At 49.0% G+C, this 25,266-nt stretch carries 19 protein-coding genes; 10 read left to right on the forward strand and 9 right to left on the reverse strand.

Going from position 1 to position 25,266, the window contains the following annotated elements; all coding sequences use genetic code 11:
- Positions 1–90: 90 nt before the first annotated feature.
- Positions 91–1,320, reverse strand: coding sequence for a peptidase T (pepT, locus tag Q1B47_RS18845; RefSeq protein WP_299797238.1), 1,230 nt, complete (start codon positions 1,318–1,320; stop codon positions 91–93).
- 269 nt (positions 1,321–1,589) lie between these two features.
- Positions 1,590–2,405: a tRNA cyclic N6-threonylcarbamoyladenosine(37) synthase TcdA gene (tcdA, locus tag Q1B47_RS18850; protein ID WP_299797241.1), complete on the reverse strand. Its 816-nt coding sequence runs from the start codon at positions 2,403–2,405 to the stop codon at positions 1,590–1,592.
- 486 nt (positions 2,406–2,891) lie between these two features.
- Between tcdA and Q1B47_RS18855 the strand changes: the two genes are divergently transcribed.
- A complete protein-coding gene (locus Q1B47_RS18855) occupies positions 2,892–3,956 on the forward strand; it encodes a porin (RefSeq protein ID WP_299797244.1) in 1,065 nt (354 codons plus the stop codon).
- A 605-nt stretch (positions 3,957–4,561) separates the two neighbouring features.
- Positions 4,562–5,578 carry a porin gene (locus Q1B47_RS18860; RefSeq protein ID WP_299797247.1) on the forward strand — a complete coding sequence of 339 codons (1,017 nt, stop codon included), beginning with the start codon at positions 4,562–4,564 and terminating at the stop codon, positions 5,576–5,578.
- Positions 5,579–5,926: 348 nt separating this feature from the next.
- On the opposite strand, the gene Q1B47_RS18865 is transcribed toward Q1B47_RS18860, so the two are convergent.
- Together Q1B47_RS18865 and Q1B47_RS18870 are read right to left on the reverse strand one after the other, a co-directional pair.
- Entirely contained in the window at positions 5,927–6,631 is a 705-nt protein-coding gene (locus Q1B47_RS18865) for a thiopurine S-methyltransferase (protein WP_299797250.1), read from the reverse strand.
- A 275-nt stretch (positions 6,632–6,906) separates the two neighbouring features.
- Positions 6,907–7,251, reverse strand: a complete 345-nt coding sequence (locus Q1B47_RS18870) for a hypothetical protein (RefSeq protein ID WP_299797253.1) — start codon at positions 7,249–7,251, stop codon at positions 6,907–6,909.
- 311 nt (positions 7,252–7,562) lie between these two features.
- Between Q1B47_RS18870 and Q1B47_RS18875 the strand changes: the two genes are divergently transcribed.
- Complete coding sequence (locus Q1B47_RS18875) at positions 7,563–9,392, forward strand: protein kinase (protein ID WP_299797400.1); 1,830 nt, start codon at positions 7,563–7,565, stop codon at positions 9,390–9,392.
- A gap of 399 nt (positions 9,393–9,791) precedes the next feature.
- Here Q1B47_RS18875 and Q1B47_RS18880 read toward each other — a convergent pair whose 3' ends face one another.
- Positions 9,792–10,352 (reverse strand): FxsA family protein, encoded by a 561-nt coding sequence (locus Q1B47_RS18880; RefSeq protein WP_299797256.1) that lies wholly within the window; start codon positions 10,350–10,352, stop codon positions 9,792–9,794.
- Between the two features lie 335 nt (positions 10,353–10,687).
- Here Q1B47_RS18880 and cutA point away from each other — a divergent pair, with 335 nt between their 5' ends.
- From cutA to Q1B47_RS18910, 6 genes are all read left to right on the forward strand, one after another.
- Positions 10,688–11,011: a divalent-cation tolerance protein CutA gene (cutA, locus tag Q1B47_RS18885; protein ID WP_299797259.1), complete on the forward strand. Its 324-nt coding sequence runs from the start codon at positions 10,688–10,690 to the stop codon at positions 11,009–11,011.
- Positions 11,008–12,843 (forward strand): protein-disulfide reductase DsbD, encoded by a 1,836-nt coding sequence (locus Q1B47_RS18890; RefSeq protein WP_299797261.1) that lies wholly within the window; start codon positions 11,008–11,010, stop codon positions 12,841–12,843. The genes cutA and Q1B47_RS18890 overlap by 4 nt, the downstream gene beginning before the upstream one ends.
- A 212-nt stretch (positions 12,844–13,055) precedes the next feature.
- Positions 13,056–14,681 (forward strand): cation:proton antiporter family protein, encoded by a 1,626-nt coding sequence (locus Q1B47_RS18895; protein WP_299797263.1) that lies wholly within the window; start codon positions 13,056–13,058, stop codon positions 14,679–14,681.
- A gap of 160 nt (positions 14,682–14,841) precedes the next feature.
- Positions 14,842–15,225 (forward strand): hypothetical protein, encoded by a 384-nt coding sequence (locus Q1B47_RS18900; protein WP_299797266.1) that lies wholly within the window; start codon positions 14,842–14,844, stop codon positions 15,223–15,225.
- 101 nt (positions 15,226–15,326) lie between these two features.
- On the forward strand, positions 15,327–16,493 hold the full coding sequence (galK, locus tag Q1B47_RS18905) for a galactokinase (protein ID WP_299797269.1): 1,167 nt from the start codon (positions 15,327–15,329) through the stop codon (positions 16,491–16,493).
- A 64-nt stretch (positions 16,494–16,557) separates the two neighbouring features.
- Positions 16,558–17,592 (forward strand): aldose epimerase family protein, encoded by a 1,035-nt coding sequence (locus Q1B47_RS18910; protein WP_299797272.1) that lies wholly within the window; start codon positions 16,558–16,560, stop codon positions 17,590–17,592.
- A 104-nt stretch (positions 17,593–17,696) separates the two neighbouring features.
- Here Q1B47_RS18910 and Q1B47_RS18915 read toward each other — a convergent pair whose 3' ends face one another.
- The 4 genes from Q1B47_RS18915 to Q1B47_RS18930 form a co-directional block, all read right to left on the reverse strand.
- Complete coding sequence (locus tag Q1B47_RS18915) at positions 17,697–18,146, reverse strand: hypothetical protein (RefSeq protein WP_299797274.1); 450 nt, start codon at positions 18,144–18,146, stop codon at positions 17,697–17,699.
- 464 nt (positions 18,147–18,610) lie between these two features.
- Positions 18,611–19,648, reverse strand: coding sequence for an NAD(P)H-quinone oxidoreductase (locus Q1B47_RS18920; RefSeq protein ID WP_299797277.1), 1,038 nt, complete (start codon positions 19,646–19,648; stop codon positions 18,611–18,613).
- Between the two features lie 294 nt (positions 19,649–19,942).
- A complete protein-coding gene (ssb, locus tag Q1B47_RS18925; protein ID WP_299797281.1) occupies positions 19,943–20,608 on the reverse strand; it encodes a single-stranded DNA-binding protein in 666 nt (221 codons plus the stop codon).
- Positions 20,609–20,734: 126 nt separating this feature from the next.
- Positions 20,735–22,102, reverse strand: a complete 1,368-nt coding sequence (locus Q1B47_RS18930) for an MFS transporter (RefSeq protein ID WP_299797284.1) — start codon at positions 22,100–22,102, stop codon at positions 20,735–20,737.
- Between the two features lie 268 nt (positions 22,103–22,370).
- Here Q1B47_RS18930 and uvrA point away from each other — a divergent pair, with 268 nt between their 5' ends.
- Positions 22,371–25,208: an excinuclease ABC subunit UvrA gene (uvrA, locus tag Q1B47_RS18935; protein ID WP_299797287.1), complete on the forward strand. Its 2,838-nt coding sequence runs from the start codon at positions 22,371–22,373 to the stop codon at positions 25,206–25,208.
- Positions 25,209–25,266 lie beyond the last annotated feature (58 nt).

The raw sequence follows: 25,266 nt of genomic DNA on the forward strand, positions 1-25,266 counted from the left end.
GCATCGATAGATGATAACGGTATCGTCAGCCTTCCGGCACAGGGAAAACCAATCCAGCTAAGGTTATTTCAGTTCCTCAGCTGGACAAGATTATCGGATATTCTCTTTGGCGGTAAGTTTACAGATATCGATAATCACATCTACAGCCTTCTCCATAGACTCTAGGCAGATATACTCATGTTTACCGTGAAAATTATGCCCGCCGGTAAAGATGTTAGGACAAGGTAACCCCATATAGGATAGCCTTGAACCATCGGTACCGCCGCGAATAGGCTTAATAATCGGAGTCACCCCTTGATTGTTCATCGCCTTCTCAGCGATATCAATAATATGAGGATAAGGTAAGATCTGCTCCCTCATATTAAAGTAACTATCGGTTATCTCAATCTCCAGACTACCGAGCACAAGATCGGCGTTGTAACTCTTAACCCGCTCCGTTAACCAGGTCTTTCTTTTTTCAAATAGTTCCAGATCGAAATCCCGGATAATATAGGTCAGTTCGGCCGCTTCTGTTTGCCCCTGCATATTTATCAGGTGGAAGAAACCATCATAATCTTTACTTCCCTCGGGCGTATCATGCAGAGGCATCTTGGCATGGAAACGAGCCGCCATGGTTTGGGCATTCACCATCACACCATAGGCTGTACCGGGGTGACAATTGTTACCTTTTGCAGTGATCACCGCCGTTGCAGCATTGAAGTTTTCAAACTCCAACTCACCGAGTTGACCACCATCTACGGTATAAGCCCACTGCGCACCGAATTGAGGGACATCAAAATGATCGGCTCCCCGACCAATCTCCTCATCGGGGGTAAAGCAGAGACGAACCTCTCCGTGTGGAATTTCCGGATGCTCTAGAAGGTAGTGTAGTGCGGTGATGATTTCAGATATCCCCGCCTTATCATCACCACCTAACAAGCTGGACCCGTCGGTTGTGATCAGGGTTTTGCCTAAGTATTTGAGCATGTCAGGAAACAGCTCCGGGCTCAAAGATTCATCATCGCCCAACTTAATCACACTGCCATCATAGTCATTGATCAGCTGAGGCTTCACATCTGCGCCGCTGAAATCCGGCGCAGTATCCAAATGAGCGATAAAACCGATACATGGTGCCCCAGCTACCGTTGCCGGCACACTCGCAGACAGATACCCCTTATCGGAAAGCTCAATCCGGTCAAACCCTAGCTCCTCTAACTCCAGCTTGAGTAACTTGGCAAACTCAAACTGAGATGGCGTACTAGGGGACTCAAGGTTTTGAGCATCAGACTGAGTATCAATCTTAATATAACGCAGGAAACGTTCTAACAGTGCTTGTCTCATAAGCAGACTACCATAAATAAAAGTGACCAGAGTCTATCAACTCAATTTGAGTGAACATTAGATTTTGATCAAAGTTTGGTTAATTTAAAGTATGCCTGAAGATGCGCAAGCGTTAACGGAATCACGCTTGGAAGAGAAGCTGGTAGTACAACAGACCAGGTGAAATCACCGAACTGACAACACCTGAGTCAACTACCGATTGAAAATCAACGAATAACCCGCAACAAGCGGAATGGCGAGCCTTCACCACTCCATTTGCATGAGCGGGTTTACAGCGCTTTTCCAGCCAACTTGGTTAACACCCGACTCGCAGCAACGAAGCCGAATGTACCGGTAACCACTGTCACTGCGCCAAAACCGGATGCACAGTCCATGCGCATGCTGCCATCCGCATTTGCCTTGGTATTGCACACACTGCCATCGGCTTGCGGATAGACTAACTGTTCGGTAGAGAAAACCGCTTCGATACCGAACCGGCGCTGCACATTCTTAGAGAAGTTATGCTCGCGTCGCAGTAGGTTTCGCACCTTGGCCAGCAGGGGATCTTGGTATGTTTTCGCTAAATCGGTCACTTGAACCTGAACCGGGTCGATCTGACCGCCAGCCCCACCCACTGTCACTATGGGTAGCTTCTGTCTCTTACACCACGCAATTAACGCAGCCTTGGGCTTAACGGCATCGATGCAGTCCACAACATAATCAAGGGTGCCATCTTGCTTCCTACCGATGAAATATTCATTCAGGTTTTCCACAGTAATGAAGTCTTCTACCTGATTGACTTTACAGTCGGGGTTAATCTGCAAGATGCGTTCGGCCATCACTTCGACCTTAGATTCACCTATCGTCTCTTTTAAGGCATGGATCTGACGGTTAGTATTGGTCACGCAGATATCATCGAGATCGATCAAGGTGATCTCCCCGACCCCGCTTCGTGCCAACGACTCTGCGACCCAGGTTCCGACACCACCGATACCGACAACGGCAACATGTGACCGCGCAAATTGAACCAATGCTTTTTGACCATATAAACGGCCAATACCTGCAAATCGATTTATATATGCTTCAGAAAGCACCAATTGTTCCAACACAAACTCCAACAAGGCTAATAGTCATCTATACGCCTGCCACTGTGACATTTTAGAGTCGCAACAGTCTCGTTCATCACCTTAATTGTCGCGACAGGAGGTATAGTTAAGTAGAGTAATTTTATCTCATTTCAACTACAAAAACTAAAACAAGTTTAATTCCCGAGCCAATCACACACTTGTTAATTAAGTTCGCCAATATTCACCCAGGCTCACCTCCCCTGTTCAATTCTGTTAACCGGATATATAGCTAGGTATAAGCCCTTGTAAATAAAGATGATCGATATCACGCAAGATCCCGCAAACACGACACAGATCACAAAATCAAGTTCAGTCTCTATGACAGACTTCGGCTCGATAACTATAGGTTCCATAGGCTGGCACCCACCGAATTTTGCAGCCTTGTATCAGCGTAAATGTTTCAAGCCTTACTCAATGCTCGACAGCTAAAAATGCTGTTAAACAACTAGCCACAGGAAGACAAAAATGAAGAAAACGGTTCTGTCTGCATCAATCATATCAACCCTAGCAATCACCTCTTTTTCAGCTCTGGCTGACGGCCCCAACTTCTATGGTCGCGCAGATCTTGCATTCACCAATTCCGATCTAGGCATAGCGACACAAAACCAGAAGTCAGGCACCATAATTGAAAACAACTTCTCATGGTTGGGTGTAAAAGGCAGTGAGAAGATCGATGAGAATTTAGAGGTGATCTACCAGATGGAGTTTGGCGTCAGCAACTTCGACAACTCCGGTGATACTTTCGGCGCCCGTAATACCTACTTAGGCCTTAAGACCCTTGCCGGTACAGCAGTTGTTGGTCGTAATGACACCGTATTCAAAGCCGCCGAAGGTGGTTTCGATCTTTTCGGCAATACTAACTCAGATATTGACCTTCTTGCAGCGGGTCAATCTCGCACCGCCGATGGTATCAGCTATTACTCACCAAAGATTGCTGACTTAGTGACTTTCAACGCAACCTATCTGGTCGAAGATAACTATGTCTCATATGATGAGACAAACAATGAGCGCATCGATGCTGGCAACATGTATGCATTAAGCGCAACCATAGGTGACAAAGCCTTGAAAGCACAAAACTACTTCATCTCTGGCGCTTACACCGATGGCATCGACGATATCAAGGCATATCGTGGCGTGGCACAAGTTAAGCTTGGCGACGTGATCTTAGGTGGCTTCTATCAAAACAGTGAGCATTTAGACGAAAAGTATTCAAATCTGGAAGGTGACACCTACTTCATCAACGCCGCTTACGTTATCGGTAACCTGAAGTTGAAGGCTATGTACGGTAACGACAATTCGGGCCTTGGTAAGTATGTGAGCAGATTCGTTGGCAACAGCGAGGGGGGAGCGATGGAAACCGTTTCTGATGTCGACCTGCAACAATTCAGCGTCGGTGCCGATTACCGGGTCAGCAAGAGCACTCTATTTTATGGTCACTACACAAAATTTGACGGTGACATGATGCTAAACAGCGTAAACCAAAACCTGAATGACGACATCATTACTGTAGGTATGCGTTACGATTTCTAATCTGAAAGTCACATGACTAATTTTCTTAATTGAAAAAAAAGAAGCAATGTTGCTAACAATTTAGCAGCAATTCATATAAAAAACGGCCTTTGGCCGTTTTTTTATAACATAACCGACAAAAACCTGGTTTTACCCGAGCATAAAAACCTTTTTTATCTATTGTTTTCCCAAGCCAGCCATTGTTCCCAATAAAACACAATAGTTAGCCAGCATACTCCACACCATGACAGCTCTCACCGGCTTAAATTATTAAAATACCTCGCAGACCGCTGTAGCACTGAGCTTACAATTTTAGCAACTTCTTAACAAGGCCGCATCCCATTCTGTATATAATTGTAAGCTTACTTAGATCTAGGTAGATATAAAGTAAGCACTTTACTCATTCGGGCTGTTTTTTAAACTTTGAGCGCAAACTTGTGACAAAAACGCATGCTGTAGATGCTAGAGAAAGCAAAAATATGATCTAGCCCACAATTTTATTGACATAAAACTGTAAAATCCGAGCTCATGATTGTTGCAAGAATGGACCCTTGCAACAAAATTAAAAACCATAAATAACCATTTAAAAATGGAGAAGAACCTAGGTTCTTGGGAGCACTTAAAACATGAAAAAAACACTAATCTCTGCAACAGTTGCATCTGTACTGACTATGGCTTCATTTGGCGCGCTAGCCGATGGCCCTAACTTCTACGGTCGTTTAGATCTGTCTGTTACTAACTCAGACGAAGGCCTGACTTCTCGCGAAGGTAAAGACGGCACTGTTCTGGAGAACAACTTCTCTCACGTAGGTGTTAAAGGTAGCGAAACTATCGCTAACAACATCGACGTTATCTACCAGATGGAATTCCAGGTTGAAAACACTTCTACTAACAGCGATGTTTTCAAGGCTCGTAACACTTTCCTAGGTCTTAAGACTACTGCCGGTACCGTACTTGTCGGTCGTAACGACACAGTATTCAAGCAATCTGAAGGTGGCATCGACCTATTCGGTAACACTAACGCCGATATCGACCGTCTTGTAGGCGCTCAGACTCGTGCTGCCGATGGTATCTGGTACTACTCTCCAAAGATTGCCGATCTGGTAACACTTAACGCTACTTACCTGATGGAAGACAACCAGGCTTCTGATGACAGCCAATATGCATTTAGCGCGACTATCGGTGATAAGAAACTTAAAGCACAAAACTTCTATGTTGCCGGAGCCTACAACAAAGGTATCTCTAGCATCGATGCATACCGTGGTGTTGCTCAAGTTAAACTGGGTGATTTCAAGCTAGGCGGCCTGTTCCAGAACTCTGAGCACGTCAGCAAGACTAACCTTGAAGGTAACTCATACTTCGTCAACGTTGCTTACAACCTGAACGGCGTAAACCTTAAAGCTGAGTACGGTAAAGATGAAGCAGGTCTTGGTCTGTACGCTAAGCGTTCTGGTATCCAAACTGAAAATACTACTGATGTAAACATCACTAACATCACTGTTGGTGCTGACTACAAGATCGCTAAGTCAACTATGGTATATGGCCACTACGCTATGTACGAAGGTGACTACAAGGTTTCAGGCGTTAAGATGGACCTAGCAGATGACAACGTATTCACCGTTGGTGTACGTTACAACTTCTAATCGATGAGTCTGATGACTCTGTAAACGATTAGCAGTATTAAAAAGCGACCCTAGGGTCGCTTTTTTGTTTTGAAAGCAATGAAAGCCTGATGATGCCATTATATGGCTAATCGGCGCTCCGCTGCAGAAGCTAAGACGACGCCCTTCGGGCTATTGGAAAAGATAGCTTTTCAGAAAAACAGGCGAAGCCGTCAAATAGGCGAAGCCGTCAAATAGGCGAAGCCGTCAAACAGGCGAAGCCGTCAAATAGGCGAAGTCGTCGAATAGGCGAAGCCGTCAAAATAAGCTTGCGAGCGTTCTACTAAGTAAATCCATTTACAAGGCCAGTTCGTCATCCATGACTCTCGCTCATGAGCTAATAGCTGCGCTATATTCGCCCTTCCTTACAAGCCGATAGACAGACTCGGTAAGCCAAGGCACCTCTTTCTTGATAAACCTTGGGTTCTCATTCAAAACATCTTCGCAGGCCAACAGCTCTATCTCAAAATACTCATCCATGTTACTTACGACCCAATCATTGGAAACGGCAAAGGGGGGTCCCTTCAACGCCTCCTGGGGGTAATCTAAGGTAATAAGCAGGCCGATACTCTTAGGTGGAATGAGCGCGGCAAGTTTTTCGACATAATCCCGGCGCATCTCCTCCGGCCAGGCGATGAGTGCAGCCCTGTCATAGAAAGCATCGACGCCTTGAGCCTCTTGGCCGGATAGCAGCTCAGGAGAGAGAGAGAAGAGATCGCCTTGAAAGATGCTCACCTGTTCGGTAACGAACTTCTGCAGCTCACCGACCGGAGTCGTTGAGTAACTCAGATCATTTTCGGTAAAAAAGTGCTCTACCGCAGTGGCATTAAGCTCACAGCCGATAACCTCATGGCCTAACTCGGCAAGAAAACAGATATCCAGCGTCTTACCACAAAGCGGGACAAACACTGTAGAGCTCGTAGAGGGGCTTAACTTCAGTCGGGGCCAGTACTTTATCAGCAGAGGATTGACCTCATTTTGATGAAAGCCTATCTGCTGAGCATCCCATTTCTTATGCCAAAAACCGGGTTCCATAATTTATCCTGTTCGCCTCAATGCATGACCACCGCCAGGCATAGATGTTAGAAAAATGAATTTTCGATACTCTAAAGGGAACAAAACAGAGATGCAAAATTTAAGTCTTAAGGACTCAATCTTTAAAGAGAGGTCGTTGAGAGATAATTCTCGGCTCAAACTATTAGTTAAAGCCTCAGCTCCTGCCTGAATCTATGAGTCCAAGCAATCAAAGCACCAGAAGATAGGTTGGAAGCACTAAAGGCAAAAGTGCTACAGCAGCATTACTTATATAACTATTTAATTGCTAAAACTTTCTGTGCCTTTCTCAACCACACACAGTTTTCACACTCGCAATTCCTTCTGGAAAGGTGGTGTGGAGTCAAGCTTGAATCAATAAAGTCAACGGCGATCAACAGTTGCTGCTTAATCTCCTGAACCGATTTTTTCTCAACCGCGACCAGCTCATCATTATGATTCATCCAGGTGCACTCCATCCCCTGATGGCAATAGAGGCATTGCTCATCGCTGCTGTTGAAGAAGCCTGCATGGGGACAAAACTTCAACTCCATCGATTGAACGATACGTTTCCTGGGATACTCGAGCAACTCAATTAACAGGGCCTTATCTAACTCTGTCATCTGCCCCTCCTCACTTCAATTTATGCCCCTATTTATACCAACAGAGGGCTTATTTATGTTTATAACGATATATTAGTACTGTCTAAGAGGTTACCTTTGAAATTTTGTAACAGAATTGACATAGGTCAACATCATCACCGAAAATGTTCGATAGGCACCTTTTGTTCTGACAAATATGGTGTTGATCAACCCTGCCATGACACTGCTGCTCACCTACTTAATAACTTCTTAATTAGCAATAATAATTGTTGGCTTATACTCAGCTTATTGATTTAATGAGTTCAGTACTCCAGCGAGCGTGCGTGACTAAGATGCCGACCCCTCAACAGCCTACACCGGAACTACAACACTTCTATATATCTGAAGAGCAGTCTATCTATCTGCTTAAGGCCGATGATGCACGAAAGCACAGAGCATGGATACGTCTGTGTAAACAGCAGCTGGGCAAGCTAGGTTATGAGGAGTTGGAGCTTGTCGGCAAAGGCGCCTATGGATTCGTGTTTGCCGGTGTCAACCCAAAGGGAGAAGCACACGTATTCAAATTTTCCCGTATTACCTTACCGCAACATGTTCAGGACAGGCTGGAGGAGGAGGCATTTATGCTTGCTCAGGTCAAACACCCGAATGTCCCCCCTGCCATAAAGTTTGCCCATGCCGGCAAACAGGGCATCTTAGTGATGGCCAGGGCACCGGGTGAAGATCTTGAACAGCTCTGCCTGAAGCGGGGGGCACTGCCCGCTGGTATGGTCATGAGTATTGCCAGACAACTTGCCAATATTTTGCAGTATCTGCACCACGGACGCCCGCTGGTACACGGCGACATCAAACCCTCGAACCTGGTCTATGATATCGAAACAGATCACCTTTCGCTTATTGACTGGGGCTCTGCCGTATTTGCCCAGCGGGATGCCACGGGAAATCCGGTCAACGGTAATGTGATGGATCTACTCTCCAATGACCAGCAACATACTAATGCCAGAATGGGAGATGTCTATTTTATCGGTGAAGAGCAGCTCAATGGTGAGCTCTCCAGCACCCGGTTCGATGAACAGGGTGTTGCGGCAACACTCTATGCCATCGCATCGGGTCAGGCGAGTCGATTCGGTAGCAAGGTGATAACGGCCACCAGCATAGGGCTCCCTGTAGAGCTGGCAAAAACCTTAGATGCTATGCTCAGTGAAGACCCCAAGCTACGTAACCGGGCCGGAGATTACTTCCTGAAGAGCATGGCTCATAGCCACCGGCTCCATCTTCCCGATATCGAGAAACCACCGCTGAAAGAGGAGATCCCTATATGGGGGCTTAAGCGTGAGCGGGACGTCGAGACGGTTATCTATAGCTCCAGAAAGTCATTCCTGAAAGAGCACAACACGGAAGAACCCATCGAAAAGATGGATGATCTCCAATTAGAGAAATATTACCGAAACTTCATGGCAGGGATGGGGGACACAGAGAAAGGGTTTATCGCTGCTGTCGGCCGTATAGGTCAATACTCTATCGTTGGTGGTCTGGCAATTCATTGGCGTGAGAGCGGGGTTTTCATCGACTCCAACCTTGCCCTGTACCGCAGCGAAGAGAAGGCGGCATTGACGTTAGCCGTCAACAACATGGTGACCCTGGCCAGAGGGATCAAGAGGCTAGGTGTATTCAAAGCCTGCTTCTTCAATGCCCGGGATACCCTACATCTGGAGCGAGATGACACTAAGCAGCCTTTTCAAACAGACCCGGAGCAGCAGTTACCTTTTGAGGTCGGCAGCGTACCTTCATTAGAGGATAAGTCCCGTTTACACTCATATTTTGAAGATGGACGCGATCCCGATGAGAACCTTGAACTGCCTTCAGAGATCATGACCGAACTTGCATGGATAAATAAGATACACCATACCGGCTGCATTATCTTCGAAGTTCTGCCTAACCATATGAAAATTCACAGCTATCTAAGACTGTTAAACCCCAGAAAACAAGCGGAATTCCGTGCCAGTCTGGATAGGATTTTAAGTCATGTAGATAAGATACAGGGAAAAGGTGTATCTGGTTTTATGAAACTGCCTTACAAAAACACCAGAAAATTCAGCCTCATTGACCGCAAAGAGGAAGCATATTATCCGAGAAATCCGAAAGAGCTAAAACCAGTAGAGTGAGACGCCATTGCATGGCTAATAGACGCTACGCTGTAGAATCTAAGACGATACCCTTCTGGCTATTGGACACTTTGTTGTAGGAGCTAAGACGACACCCTTCGGGTTAATCGGCGCTTCGCTGCAGAAACTCAGACGACGCCCTTCTGGCTATTGGACACTTCGTTGTAGGAGCTAAGACGACACCCTTCGAGTTAATCGGCGCTTCGCTGTAAATGCTAAGATGAAGCCCTTTGGGCTATTGGACACTTTGTTATAGGAACTAAAACGCTCCCCTTCAGGTTAATCGACGCTTCGCTGCAGAAGCTAAGACGACGCCCTTCGGGCTATTGGAAAAGATTGCGGTCCAGAAACACAGGCGAAGCCGTCGAATAGGCGAAGCCGTCGAATAGGCGAAGCCGTCTAACTTCTATCCTCTTTATCATCAATCTGATGGCTCTCCGGGCGTTTGTCGCTGGGATCTTGTTTACGCTCAAAATCACCGTCGAATGTGTTACCACCTTCTGGGTTCTGGTTGTCGCGCTCGAAAGGATGGCGACCGAACGGGCCTTGAGTTCCGTTAGGGCCGGGACCAAATCCACCGTGAAAACCGCCGTTATTGACAACTTTCATCTGCATCCGCTTATAAAGGAAGCCGGCAACGGGAATGCGGGTCAGGGGAGTTAACAGCAGTAAGCCTATGGCATCGGTGACGAAGCCTGGAATTAGCAGTAGCAGGCCGGCAACGGCCAACATCATCCCTTCGACGATCTCCTGACCGGGAGCCTCCCCTCGTGCAAGCTTTTTCTGCACCTGCATCAGTGTCGTGATCCCTTGACTGCGAACCAGGGAGACACCCACAATTGCCGTAAAGAAGACTAGCCCTACAGTGGTCCAGCTACCGAAAGTCTCACCGACTCGGATCAGTACATTTAGTTCTATAACAGGAACTAAGATAAAGATAACTAATAGAAAGAAAAACACACTGACCTCTCAACTGCAAACCGGTGAGTAAATAACTTATCACTCAATGAAGAACTCGTTATAACAAAATAAAAACTATTTTTACTCAATATGAAAACTAAATGGGGTTTTACGGGTCTTTTTTCAAGTAAGCAAAACAAAGTTTAGCTTAGCGAGTTTTCGGTTTACTTGGATAAGCTCACTATTTTAGCGATGTCTTAATGCAAGCGGGTATGAAAAGACGTAAAGTATGCTCCATAAATAACCGCAAACTAGCTAATCGAAATACTTAGCCTAGTTTATCGATGCCGGCTTAAGCCAGCTTTAATTTATTAAACGAGATAACGGCAGATACAATGCAAGATGACTTTCTGTTAGTGATGACAACTTGCCCCACTAAAGATTCGGCCACCGAGTTAGCTAAAGCTCTGGTCGAAGCGAAAATTGCTGCTTGTATACAGATCTCCACTCCTGTGACTTCAATCTACAGCTGGGAAGATGAGATCTGTGAAGAGAGTGAGTTCAGCTTGCATATCAAGTGTATAGCAAGCAACTACTCAGCTCTGGAGAATAAGGTAAAGCAACTGCACCCCTATCAAGTACCTGAACTCATTGCACTTCCTCTGACCAACGGGTTACCCGCTTATTTTGATTGGATAAAAGAAACCACAACACCATGAAAAAAATACTTACCCTAGCTCTCACTTTAGTTTTCACAACGCTACTCATGTTACCGCCTATAGCGCACAGCGAAGGTGTCTTCAGCAGCAATAAATTCAGCTTCCTGCAAGATGAGCCTGAATTGATGCCTGTCGATGAAGCCTTCGTCTTCGACTTTAAACAGGAAGGTGAGCGGCTCACTATCAGCTGGGTCATCGCCGACGGTTACTATATGTACCGTGACAAGCTAAAATTTGAAGCTGAGGGCGCGACTTTAGGGGAGATAGCGCTTCCGGAAGGCAAACCCCACTTCGATGAGTATTTTGGCGAGCAGCAGGTCTACTACTCCTATGTAGAACTCCCTATCGCGCTCAGGGAGGCGGCAGAAGGTAGCACGGTGAACATTACCTTCATGGGCTGCGCCGAAGGTAAGTTATGTTACCCTCCGACCAAAAAAACCGCGCTGCTCAGTGAGGTCGAAGCCAATGACGGCTTACTGAGCGATGAACTCCCGACAGGTGAAAAACTTGCAAAGGCTCAGATTAATTCTGAAGCAAACCAGGAGCCTATTACACAGCAAGATAGCCTGAGTAATATGCTGTCGGGTGACAGTCTTATCTGGACACTGGTGATCTTCTTCGGTCTGGGTATAGGACTCGCGCTGACACCTTGTGTCTTCCCTATGTACCCTATTCTATCCGGCATCATCGTTGGTCAGGGGGAGAAACTCTCCACGGCTAAGGCGTTCAGCCTGTCGATGGTTTACGTGCAAGGTATGGCAATCACCTACTCCCTACTCGGATTAGTGGTCGCCTCAGCCGGGATGAAGTATCAAGCCGCCCTGCAACACCCTGCTGTACTCATCATTCTGGCCATACTCTTCTTCGTGTTGAGTCTGTCTATGTTCGGCCTGTATGAGCTCAGATTACCATCTAGCTGGCAAGAAAAGATGAACAGCTTCTCCAACAACCAGAAAGGCGGCAATGTTGCTGGCGTCTTCATCATGGGTATCATCTCGGGTCTGGTTGCCTCGCCGTGTACTACAGCCCCTCTTTCCGGTGCCCTGGTCTATGTCGCTCAAACAGGAGATCTGCTGCAGGGCTTCCTGGCACTCTATGTTCTCAGCATGGGTATGGGTCTGCCGCTGCTGATCATAGGTACTTCAGGTGGTAAGTTACTGCCAAAAGCCGGCAGCTGGATGGATGTTATCAAGACAGTCTTTGGCTTCCTGCTGATCGCCGTTTCCATCGTCATGATTGGCAGGATCTGGCCGGACTTCCTTTCAGATCTGCTCTGGTCTATCTGGGGAGTGACCCTGGTGGGTTACCTGATGCACCAGAATAAGCTCACCGACTTTAACTGGAAACAGACAGTGCGTTCGGTTCTTTTGATCCTTATGCTCTTAGGCAGCTTCTCATACGGACTACAGGCGGTAATGAAGAAGCTTGGTGTTCAGACCCAAACTCAAATTGCCAGCGAACAACTCCATGGGCATAAACGTATTAAATCGGTCGATGATCTCAAAGCCGAGGTCGAAGCGGCCACAGCCCTGGGCAAGCCGGTCATGTTAGACCTCTATGCCGATTGGTGCGTTGCCTGTAAGGAGTTCGAAGCTATCACCTTTAAGGATCCAGCTGTTCAGGCTCGCTTGGCTCAGATGGTATTTCTACAGGCCGATGTGACCAAGAATGACAAGTTAGATATCGAACTGCTGGAGAGTTACGATGTACTCGGTCTCCCCACCCTGCTGATGTTTGATGCCGATGGCGAGCTCAGAAATGAGCTGCGTGTCACCGGCTTTATGAAGCCGGATGAGTTTGCCGCTCACCTGGATATCTTACTGAAAAAATAGCCCCCACACTTAAGTTCAGTACCAAGTAAGGCCTGCGACTGCACCGAGTCGCAGGCCCTCTTTCCCCCTAGGTGTCGACAGCTCAGACCTCTACAACAGCTCCCCTAACGTAAAAAACAGTTTTTTCAAACCATTTTTTACTTTTTTTAATATAAAGTTAAAGAAATTCTTATACAATAATAGGTAGTTACCCTCATATCATCAGGAGAGACATGGAACCCGCCATCCTTATCACCACATTAGCTTGCGGTATGTTAGTCAGCCGAGTAGGACTACCGCCTCTTATCGGCTATCTCGTTGCGGGTTTTGTACTGTTTCTATTCGGCATCGATGAATCGAGCCTTCCACTGCTGGAGCAACTGGCTGAACTCGGTGTCACCCTACTGCTGTTTGCCATCGGCCTTAAATTAAATATCCGCAGCCTGTTCAAAGCCGAGGTCTGGGCTGGCTCCAGCCTCCATCTGATGGCCTCGATGTTGTTTTTCATCCCCTTGCTCAAACTGCTTGGCATGCTGGGGCTGGAACAACTCACGGGGCTCGAGCTTAATCAACTGGCTCTGTTAGCCTTCGCCCTCAGTTTCTCCAGCACAATCTTTGCTGTAAAGGTGCTGGAAGATAAGGGTGATATGCAATCACTCTACGGCCGGGTCGCGATCGGCATACTGATCATGCAGGATATCTTTGCGGTCGCTTTCCTGACCATATCGAAAGGGGATGTTCCTTCAGTATGGGCCTTAGCTTTACTGCTGCTGCCACTCGCCAAACCCCTTATCTATCGTGCCTTCGATCGCGTCGGTCACGGTGAGCTGCTGGTGCTGTTTGGGCTGGTAATGGCACTTGTGTTCGGTGCCTGGCTCTTCGAGGCCGTAGGCCTTAAGCCGGATCTGGGGGCGCTGATCATAGGTATTCTGTTAGCCGGCCACGCTAAATCGTCAGAGCTGGCAAAATCACTATTCTATTTCAAAGAGCTTTTCCTGGTGGCCTTCTTCTTAACGGTTGGTCTCAATGGTTTACCAAGCTTCTCTGACATAGGTTTAGCCACTCTGTTAGTGTTAGTCGTGCCCGTTAAGGTGGCACTGTTCCTCTATCTGTTAACCCACTTTAAACTGAGATCCCGTACCTCACTGATGGCCTCGTTTAGTCTGGGAAATTACAGTGAGTTTGGCTTGATCGTAGCCGCCGTTGCGACGAGTAAAGGCTGGCTGCCCGCCCAATGGATGGTCATCATTGCCGTGGCATTGAGTATAAGTTTCCTGTTTGCCGCACCTCTAAATGCCAGCTCCAGCCGCCTATACCAGAAGCTTCAGGGCAGACTGAAGAAACTGGAGAAGTTCCCGCCGCACCCGGAAGACAGACAGATACCTGTAGGCAACCCCAGGTTCCTGATTTTGGGTATGGGCAGAATTGGTAGTGGTGCCTATGATGAGCTGAAAAGTAAGTTTGATGGCGAGATCCTGGGAGTTGAACACAAGCAAGATCTCGTTGACTACCACAAAGAGCATGGTCGACATGTCGTTCAGGGAGACGCATCTGATACGGACTTCTGGGAGAAACTTGAATATGCGCCAAATCTGGAACTGGTACTACTGGCTATGCCCCACCATATCGGTAACCAATTTGCCGTCGAGCAACTACACAGGCTCAACTATAAAGGCAAGATGAGCGCGATAGTCAGATACGCAGAAGATGCGCAGTCTCTCAGAGAAACTGGCGTCCATTGCGTCTATAACATCTATGAAGCTGCGGGTGCCGGTTTCGTCGACCACGTGGTTAACGATCTTCTTCCCGACTCCCATGTGGCGCGCTCTAACGCCGAGGAGATGAGAAAAAGAGGTTAGCCGCCAAGGGCTGTATACATCATCCCAGCATGCTAGTGTTATATTTCCCATCCTGCAATAAGATGGGAAATACTCGACCCTGAACAAGATTGACTTAACCCGTAACAAGGCATCAGCCAAACAGAGACTTTACCGGCTGGTTAGCTGCACTTATGCTCTGTTGCTGTTAAGTCTCGCGACAAGCGTAATCCCCTCTGCGGCCGCAGGCTATGATATCAGCCTTCACTCCTTAACCTTCAATCATCAAGAGCGAAGCTGGAGTCCGTTCCACTTTATCCATATGATGGCGCTAACCCTCGCCGCCACAATTTCGGTCACCCTGCTACTGAGCAGGTTCCTGTTCGCACAGCAAACTGACTCGCAATTAGCCGCCACCAAAGTTAGCCAAAAAGTTAATCCAAGGTTACAAAGAGCGTTCGATTCGTTAATCGTTCGCTCTGATTCGATTGAATTTATTATCAAACTCAGAATTTCAACCCTAAGTGCAGATACAAACGAAAAAAAATTGATTAACCCTGTAAAAACTGAGTTACAGCCCGAGTAAAGTCGTGATATAACGATATGTACCTAGACACGGTCAAGAAGACCCTCAACCGGCAAGCCTGTTACAGGCAATCATTTATACTCATAGAGAAACGTTAAAACATGTCGAACCCAGCACAGCGCGCGAACAAATTATTTGTGCAAACCTTTGGCACTACAGCTGACGATCTGTATCTGGCTCCGGGCCGGGTCAACTTGATCGGCGAACACACTGACTATAATGACGGCTTTGTACTGCCTGCGGCTATCAACTTTCATACTATTGTTGCGGTAAAGCGCCGCGATGATGATCTATACCGCGCCGTATCGGACGCCTTCCCCGGCGAAATCAAAGAGTGGGCCTTCGGCCACGAAGGCGTCATGATTCCGGAAGATGGCTGGGTCAATTACCTGAAGGGATTTACGGCGGCAATGGCTGCATCCGGCTTGCCCGCAAAAGGGATGGATATTGCGGTAGTGGGTAATGTCCCTCTTGGTGCCGGCCTTTCATCCTCTGCGGCGCTGGAACTGGCGTTTGGTACGGCTGTTAATGAGTGCAGTCAACTCAGGCTCTCTCCCCTTGCCGTCGCACAGATGGCTCAGCGGGGAGAGAATCAATATGTAGGATATGCCTGCGGTATCATGGATCAGATGATTAGCGCCCTGGGTGAGCAAGACCATGCGCTGCTGATTGATTGTGAGGATCTGGACAGCGAACCGGTTCATATACCCGATAGCCTGAGCCTCATCATCGTCAATTCAAATGTTCAGCGCGGCTTAGTCGACTCACAACACAACCTGCGTCGCGAGCAGTGTGAAGAGGTAGCAGAACATTTTGGGGTGGACTCCCTGAGACACTTAGACCTGTCCCGGCTCGAAGCCGCAAAATCTGAACTTTCAGATGTCTGCTATCGACGGGCCCGCCACGTGCTAACGGAAAACAGACGAACCCAGAATGCGAGTCATGCGCTTGAAGCCGGCAATATCTCCACCTTAAGTGCGCTAATGGCTCAGTCCCATGCTTCCATGCGTGACGACTTCGAGATAACGGTTCCTCAGATCGACACTCTGGTCGAGATCATCTCTGACGTCATTGGTACCCGGGGCGGAGTCAGGATGACCGGCGGAGGATTCGGCGGTTGTGTAGTGGCTCTGGTTGACCATGAGTTAACCGATGCCGTCGTAGAAGCCATAGAGAAGGAGTACCCAAAAAAGACGGGACTCGAACCCACGGTTTATCTCTGCTCCGCCAGTGGTGGCGCAACCCGAATCGACAAAGAGGCCTATTAACCTTCTCCCCAATCAGAAGGCGGCTGCTATTGTGATATAATCTGCAAAGGATAAGGATGCATTTATGGTTCGTTTTCGTCCACTCGATCCCTGGGAAGATCCCCGTGGTGGTAAAATTGAACGTGTCAGAATAGATAACGGTATTTTAGCCCTGGAAGTATTGAGTCTGGGCGGTATCATTCGTTCATTGTGGGTACCGGATAGGGATGGCGAGCGGGGCAATGTTGTTCTGGGATGTGATTCCCCCCAGGATTACCTTGCTCAGAACGCGCACTTAGGCGCTATCACCGGCCGCTATGCCAACAGAATAGCAAATGGCCAAATCAGCTTTCATGGCGAACAATTCCATCTGGATCTCAATCAGGGTAACCACTGCCTGCACGGCGGCTCAGAGGGGTTCAATCGCAAGCTTTGGAACATAGGCCAACTTCCCGATGGCGTTCGATTGAACCTGGTTAGCCCCGACGGTGACATGGGTTTCCCCGGCAACTGCAATATTCAGGTCGATTACCGTCTCGTAGCAAACAACCTCTATGTAGAGATGTTTGCAGCCACAGACAGACCCTGCCCCATCAGCATGACTCAACATAGCTACTTTAACCTGGAGGGGAGCCGCTCATCCAGCAACGCAGGCCACCGGCTGCAGATAGACAACCCGGAATACCTGATGGTGGACCCGACGGGGATACCGACAGGTGCAACGACGAGCGCAGGCGGCGACTTAGATTTCAGTAAACCTAAGCCCCTGGGAAGCACTCAGAAGGCCATTGAACTTAAGGAAACTGACGGGCTCGATCACTGCTATCTGATACCCAAGAGTAATGGTGAACTGATCCGTTTCGGTAACCTTAGCGCCCCGGAATCGGGACGCTCTATGACACTCTATAGCAATCAACCGGGAGTGCAGGTCTACGGCGCTAACGACCTAGAGGGCACTGTGGGCCGCAACGGCCAGACGCTGAAGCAACATCAAGCGCTCTGTCTCGCCCCCCAACAACTCCCCGATGCGCCAAACCAAACACAGTTGCTCGGCGATCCCTGGATAAAGCCGGGACAGGTTTACCACCATATCAGTCGCTACCAGTTCGAGACGGTTTAATTATCCAGGCTATCACAAACGAAAAAAGGTGCCGATGGCACCTTTTTCTTTAATACACCCATAACTTGCCGCTCAGTGTTACTGTGTATTGCAAGGAACTAAGACTACTCCTCTACACCACCGGACCAGCCATCGGCAAACTCTCTGTCTAAACTCTCAGACCCAACCTCCAGCTCAACCTCACTGTCGATATCTTTATCCTCGACGCTTTCATCACTCTTAGGGCTGGGATCAGGTTTATTAATAAGGGGAGTGTGTTTGGTCGTATTAGCCTCAACCCAACCATCATGCTTCTTCATAAACTCGGCTCGGGCTGCATTCCACGCCTTACCATAGGTATCTTCGGCGGCTTTCGTCGCCTCTTCATTCAGATCATGAAGGTTATTCTTCACTATCTCTTCAGCATACTCAATTATCGAATCTCTCTCGGCATTGTAGAGATAGATGCGTCCGGCCGAAGCTTCCGGAAACTGTTTATCATGGATGACGATAGCATTACCACGAGATGTTCTTAACTCGCCATACCAGACTGCTGCTTTTACTGTGTTATACATATATGCCAATACCCTTAAAAATCAACACATACAGGATGATTATGAGTCAGAGATACCCTCCAGGCCCTCCAACCTCACTCACCTATGCCATTACAATTTCAGAGAACATCACCTCAATGTTCCCCAACCAACCGGGCAAACTACCCTATTCTAACCTGCAGATAATCGGCCCAATAAATTGAGTCGCTAAACTAATATCGAATTTAGTATATAGAATCAGTTATTCAAGTTTTTATTTTTAATAAGTTATAGAGCTCACAGATATCATTTGAAAAAATAAATTCAACTATCTGATAGAAAAGATTAAAAAAACATCACCATGAAAATAACACGCCGCCTTCTCCGACCACCTGACACATAGAGTCGAAATTAGCTCTCATATAATCTCACCCATGAACATATTACCCCCTAAAGATGACAGGAGTGGGTCACTAAGAAGGCTCCGCTTTTCCGGTCGTTTACTGTCAGATAAGTTTGAGCACAATTTTGCCCCTGTGACTCCCCGACTCCATCAGTTCATGAGCCCGGACACACTCACTCAAAGTAAACTCGGCAAAGATATTAGGTACTAATTTTGAATTGCATCTTTTACTGTCGCCCTTGAGCGATTCCTGCAGCTTAGGCCACACGTGAAGCATAAGCTCGTCAGCGATATCCGACTTAGCGGCAACACTTTGTGGGCGCAGGGTTGAGCCGGTCCAGGTGATCCTTTTAGACATGATGCGAAAGATATCGACTTGCGCCTTCGGGCCGCGCTGCATGGCGACGGAAACCATTCGACCATCCATGGCTAATACCTTAAGGTTGAGGTTGATAAAATCGCCGCCAGCCACATCGAGTACGGCCTCAACCCCCTTGTCTTGTGTGAAAGCCATAACAGGCTCGACAAACTCCTCATCCCGGTAGTTGATAGCCAGGTCGGCTCCCAACTCCCGGCAATAGGCACACTTTTCATCACTGCCGGTGGTCACTATCACCCTGGCCCCGAATGCCTTAGCCAGGGCGATTGCCGCGCTACCTATACCACCTGAAGCACCGTGAATGAGCACGGTCTCGCCAGCTTTCAAACCTGCTCGCATAAACAGGTTTCCCCAAACGGTAAAGAAGGTCTCCACAACTGCAGCGGCCTGTGAAAATGACCAGCCATCAGGCACCGGCAGACAGTGACCGGCATAGGCTATTGCATACTCGCCATAGCCCCCACCGGGCACCAGGGCACATACCTTATCGCCAGGGTTCCACCTCTCTGCTCCCTGAGCAACTTGACAGATCTCCCCGGCGACCTCCAGGCCAAGTATCGGGCTTGCCTCCTTCGGTGGCGGATATATCCCCTTACGCTGCGCCACATCCGGACCATTGACGCCCGCAGCATGTACCCTAATCAATACCTGGCCCGGAGCTAATACCGGCAAGGGTGAACGCGCCAGATACATGACCTCTGCCATACCAGATTTATCGAAAGTCACATGGCTGTATTCGTTTGGTAATGAAAGCTTAGTCATGAATTCCCCCCCTCCTTATATAAGACCCCTTCAATTGAACACGTGAAATCTTATTAAATCAATTTCCACTGCCATAAAAAACACCGCGCAGAAAGCGAATGGATAAGCTGGGAACTCCCTATGGACGCAAAGGTGGGCTTGACTCGCATTGAAAAAGAGCGTGAGTAATTTTCAACCGCCAGTTAAATAGATCACAGCCTCAGACAACTGAAAATTTGCGCAAAAGAAAAACCCAGCAAAAATGCTGGGTTTTTATATTTTTAACTTTAACCTTAGGCTCTTATAAATACCGGCCTAGAACGGGATATCATCATCCCAACCATCATCCAGATCCGGCGTAAAGTTCTGCTGTGGCTGTTGAGGCTGAGGGGCCGGACGCTGCTGCGGAGCCGCCTGCTGTGGCGCTTGCTGGGGCTTAGGCGCATAACCACCTTGCTGTGGAGCCTGCTGAGGCGCTTGCTGTGGCTTAGGCGCATAACCTTGCTGCGGAGCCTGCTGAGGCGCTTGCTGCGGCTTAGGTGCATAACCTTGCTGAGGAGCCTGCTGCTGAGGAGCGTTGTATTGGTTCTGCTGTTGACCTTGCTGTTGGCCATAACCACCTTGTTGACCGCCACCTTGACCACGACTATCGAGCATCTGCATCTCGCTGGCATTGATCTCAGTCTTGTAGCGATCCTGCCCCGTATTTTGGTCCTGCCACTTGCTGGTTTGCAGCTTACCTTCAAGATAAACTTTAGAGCCTTTTTTCAGGTATTCACCGGCAATTTCAGCCAGGCGACGGTACATAACGATATTATGCCACTCCGTACGCTCCTGCTGCTGACCTTGCTGGTCTTTCCAGGACTCACTGGTAGCCACTGTAAAGTTGGCTACGGCATTGCCATTTGGCATGTAGCGTACTTCAGGGTCTTTCCCCAAGTTACCGACCAAAATTACCTTATTGACACCACGACTGGCCATTGAAATCTCCTGAGATATTTTTACAAATTACAAAAATTCTACGCTTGGTTCGAGCTAAATGCCAGATGAACTAGCCTGCAAGAGAACTCTTCTGAAAAAAATCGCTCTTTTTCGCACCAATACGAGTTAACTGACAGAGCCTAACACAGCTCGGGCTTCTCTCAAATCGAAATGCTCATCAACTTTTAAATATGCGACCCTCTCCTCGAGCACCACAATCGCCTCGGCAACGCCCGCCAATTGAGACAGCTCGGTCGCCATCGCTTGAGCTTGCTCACGACCTTCTACTGTGGCTTCAAGGGTATAGCTCTTGAGCAGCACAGGATTTTCCATCCCAAGGCTGAGCAGCAACCAAAGTGTCATCAAAATCAGAGCAACCGCGAACACGCCGGCGGCTCCGACTAACTGATACGCGCCGCCGCCTAATAATCCACCACAGAAGGCCCCCAGAAACTGACTGGTAGAGTAAACCCCCATCGCCGACCCCTTATCTCCAACGGGACAGAACTTGGCGATCAAGCTGGGCAGCGAAGCTTCCAAATAGTTAAATCCGGTAAAAAACAGGACCACGGCAATACTGAGCACTATAAGGTTGTTGGCAAACAGCGCCATCGCCCCCAGTGCCACCATCATGATTAGCAGCGCAACCTGAAAGGTCGCCTTAGTGTTTTTCTTCTTAACACCTATGATGATCAGCGGCACCATCAGGAAGAAGGCCCCCATAAATGCCGGGAAGTAGAGCATCCAATGCTTCTCTTTAACCAGACCTGCATCGACGAGATCCAGTGGCAGGGCCACAAATACCGCGGTCAGCACTAAGTGAAGGATAAAGATCCCCGCATCGAGTCTGAACAACTGAGGATCTGTCACCATCGCCTTTAATTTAGCCGGTGTCGCTAAGGTATCGCCTTTGGGGGCCTGAGAGATAGGGTTAGGTACCAGCGCCTGCACGATCACCATCCCCAAAACCGCCAGGCCAGCCGTCATGGCAAACAGGCCTGATAGTCCCAGATGCTGGGCGACGATAGGGCCGACCAGGAGAGAGAGTGCGAAGGAGAAGCCGATACACATGCCGATAATCGCCATCACCTTGGTGCGCTGCTCGTCACGGGTAAGGTCGGCGGCTAAGGCCAACACAGCGGCGGCAATAGCCCCCATCCCCTGAATTGCCCGGCCCGCAACGACGCCATAGATGGTATCGGCATTGGCAGCGACCAGACTTCCCAGTGCAAACAGCAGCAGGCCCGCCAGAATAATCGGCTTTCGTCCGAACTTATCAGATAAGATCCCCATAGGTATCTGTAATACGGCCTGAGTGAGACCATATGCACCGATAGCGATACCCACCCACAGAGGTGAAAAGCCCTCTAAATGCTGTCCGTAAAGTGCAAAGACAGGCATGATCATAAACAAGCCCATCATGCGCAAACCAAATACACTGGCTAAAGAAAACGCGACTTTTTTCTCGGTCTTTGAGAGTCCGTTATTGGCCATGTTCCGCCCTGATCTGAATACTTAATTAAGCGCAGAAGTTTATCATGAACTATTTCAACAGCTCAAAAGGAAAATAAGAAAAGAGGCATTTATTAGGCAGCTAATGAGGGGCGGGGTTAGCGTTAAAGCGTCACACCTCAGAGACTGAGGCTCCCGCCCTGATGGTTGACGGGCAGCAATAGTCAGGGCCACAAGCCGATAAGTGAGACCTGTGTCAATTTTTATGCGATAATCGATCTCTTTTTTATTTCGGCATACAGAGAGAAAGATGGACAAGATTGAAGTTCGTGGCGCCCGCACCCACAATCTAAAAAACATCAACCTGACAATACCCAGAGATAAACTTATCGTGATCACCGGGCTTTCCGGCTCGGGAAAATCCTCTCTGGCTTTCGATACCCTCTATGCCGAGGGACAGAGGCGCTATGTCGAATCGCTTTCAGCCTATGCACGCCAGTTTCTGAGTCTGATGGAGAAACCCGATGTAGACCATATCGAGGGGTTAAGCCCGGCGATCTCTATCGAACAGAAGTCGACCTCCCACAACCCGCGCTCTACAGTGGGAACCATCACAGAGATCTACGATTACCTTCGACTGCTTTTTGCACGGGTCGGTGAACCACGCTGCCCGACACATGGCCAACCATTGGCGGCACAAACCATCAGTCAGATGGTCGATAAAGTGATCGAACTCCCTGAGGGCAGCCGCCAGATGCTGTTGGCTCCGGTAGTCAATAACCGCAAGGGTGAACATGTTAAGCTGCTGGACAGCCTCTCGGCCCAGGGCTTTATCCGTGCCCGTATAGATGGGGAGGTCTGCGATCTGACCGATCCACCGGAACTTGAACTGCATGTGAAGCACACCATCGAGGTGGTTGTCGACCGATTCAAGGTCCGTGACGATATCAAGCAGAGGTTGGCCGAGTCGTTCGAAACCGCCCTTGAGCTTTCCGGCGGTATCGTCACCGTCGCAAGCATGGAAAGTGACCAGACGGACAAGGGCGAGGAGCTGCTGTTCTCCGCCAACTTTGCCTGCCCGCATTGTGGTTACTCGATGGCTGAACTCGAGCCGAGGATCTTCTCCTTCAATAACCCGGCAGGGGCTTGCGGCACCTGTGACGGATTAGGTGTGCAGCAGTTCTTCGACTCAGAACGTGTGATCACCAATCCTGAGCTCTCACTGGCCGGCGGCGCAATTCGCGGCTGGGACAGACGCAACTTCTACTACTTCCAGATGCTCACCTCCCTGGCCGAACATTATGAGTTTGATATCGAGCACCCATTCCAATCACTTAGCTCCAAGGTTCAGAAGCTGGTGCTCTATGGGTCAGGCAGCGAGAGTATCGCCTTTAAATATATCAACGATCGCGGTGATGTGGTCGTCCGTAATCACCCCTTCGAAGGCATTCTCAACAACATGGACAGACGTTACCGGGAAACCGAGTCAAATGCTGTCCGTGAAGAGCTGGCCAAATTTATTAACACTCAACCCTGCCAGAGCTGTGACGGTTCACGTCTGCGGGAAGAGGCGAGAAATGTCTTCATTAAAGATCTCAACCTTCCCATGTTGACTCAATGGTCGATCGGCGAGGCGATGGAGTATTTCTCCTCCCTTGAGCTCACGGGGCAGAAGGCTCAGATCGCCGAGAAGATCCTTAAAGAGGTCCGTGACCGTTTAGGCTTCCTCGTCAACGTCGGCCTAAACTACCTGAGCCTGTCACGTTCGGCCGATACGCTCTCTGGTGGTGAGGCTCAACGTATCAGATTGGCAAGCCAGATAGGTGCCGGGCTCGTCGGCGTAATGTATGTGCTCGATGAACCCTCTATCGGTCTGCATCAGCGCGATAATGAACGCCTGCTGAGAACCCTCATTCACCTCAGGGATCTGGGTAATACCGTTATCGTGGTGGAGCATGACGAAGATGCCATAAGGATGGCGGATCATGTTATCGATATCGGTCCGGGCGCCGGCGTCCATGGCGGTGAAGTCATCGCCGACGGCAGCCTGAAAGATATTCTCGGCTGTGAAACCTCAGTCACTGGTCAATACCTCTCGGGTAAGAAACAGATCCATATTACCGAGAAGCGGGCTAACTATGATGAAAATAAACTGATCGAACTCACCGGCGCCACCGGTAACAACCTCAAAGATGTCGACCTGACTATCCCGGTCGGGCTGTTCACCTGTGTCACCGGGGTATCGGGCTCAGGAAAATCGACACTGATCAACGATACTTTCTACAAGATTGCCCACAGGCAACTCAACGGCGCGACCGTCGATGAACCGGCGCCCTACAAGAGCGTCAAAGGGATGGATCACTGCGACAAGGTGGTCGATATCGATCAGAGCCCCATCGGCCGGACTCCGAGATCGAATCCTGCGACCTATACCGGCATCTTCACCCCTATCAGGGAGTTATTCGCCGCGACTCAGGAATCCCGCACCCGTGGCTACAAGCCGGGTCGCTTCTCCTTCAACGTGAAAGGGGGACGCTGTGAGGCCTGTCAGGGCGATGGCCTGATTAAGGTTGAGATGCACTTCCTGCCCGATGTCTATGTGCCTTGCGACAGCTGTAAAGGGAAGCGCTATAACCGGGAGACCTTAGAGGTCAAATACAAGGGGAAAAATATCCACGAGGTGCTGGATATGACCGTCGAAGAGGCGCGCCCCTTCTTCGATGCCGTACCGGCGATAGCCCGTAAACTGCAGACCCTGGTCGAAGTCGGTCTCTCCTATATCAGTCTGGGACAGAGTGCCACCACCCTGTCCGGTGGTGAGGCGCAGCGGGTCAAGCTGGCGAAGGAGTTGTCCAAGCGAGATACGGGGAAGACCCTCTATATCCTCGATGAGCCGACGACGGGACTCCACTTCGCCGATATTCAGCTGCTGCTAGACGTCCTTCACCGCCTTAAGGCCCACGGCAACACGATCGTGGTCATCGAGCATAATCTGGATGTGATCAAAACCGCCGATTGGATTGTCGATCTGGGACCTGAAGGTGGCTCCGGAGGGGGGACAATTCTTACCAGCGGCTCCCCCGAGCAGGTAGCCGAACATGAGACGTCTCACACGGCCCGCTTCCTTAAGCCGCTGTTAGGCAAATAACAGTTATCAGCTACTTTTTTAGCATAGGGTTCCGGCAAACCAGGCCGGAATCCGCGCT

Source organism: uncultured Shewanella sp., assembly GCF_947501225.1.
Classification (GTDB): Bacteria; Pseudomonadota; Gammaproteobacteria; order Enterobacterales; family Shewanellaceae; genus Shewanella.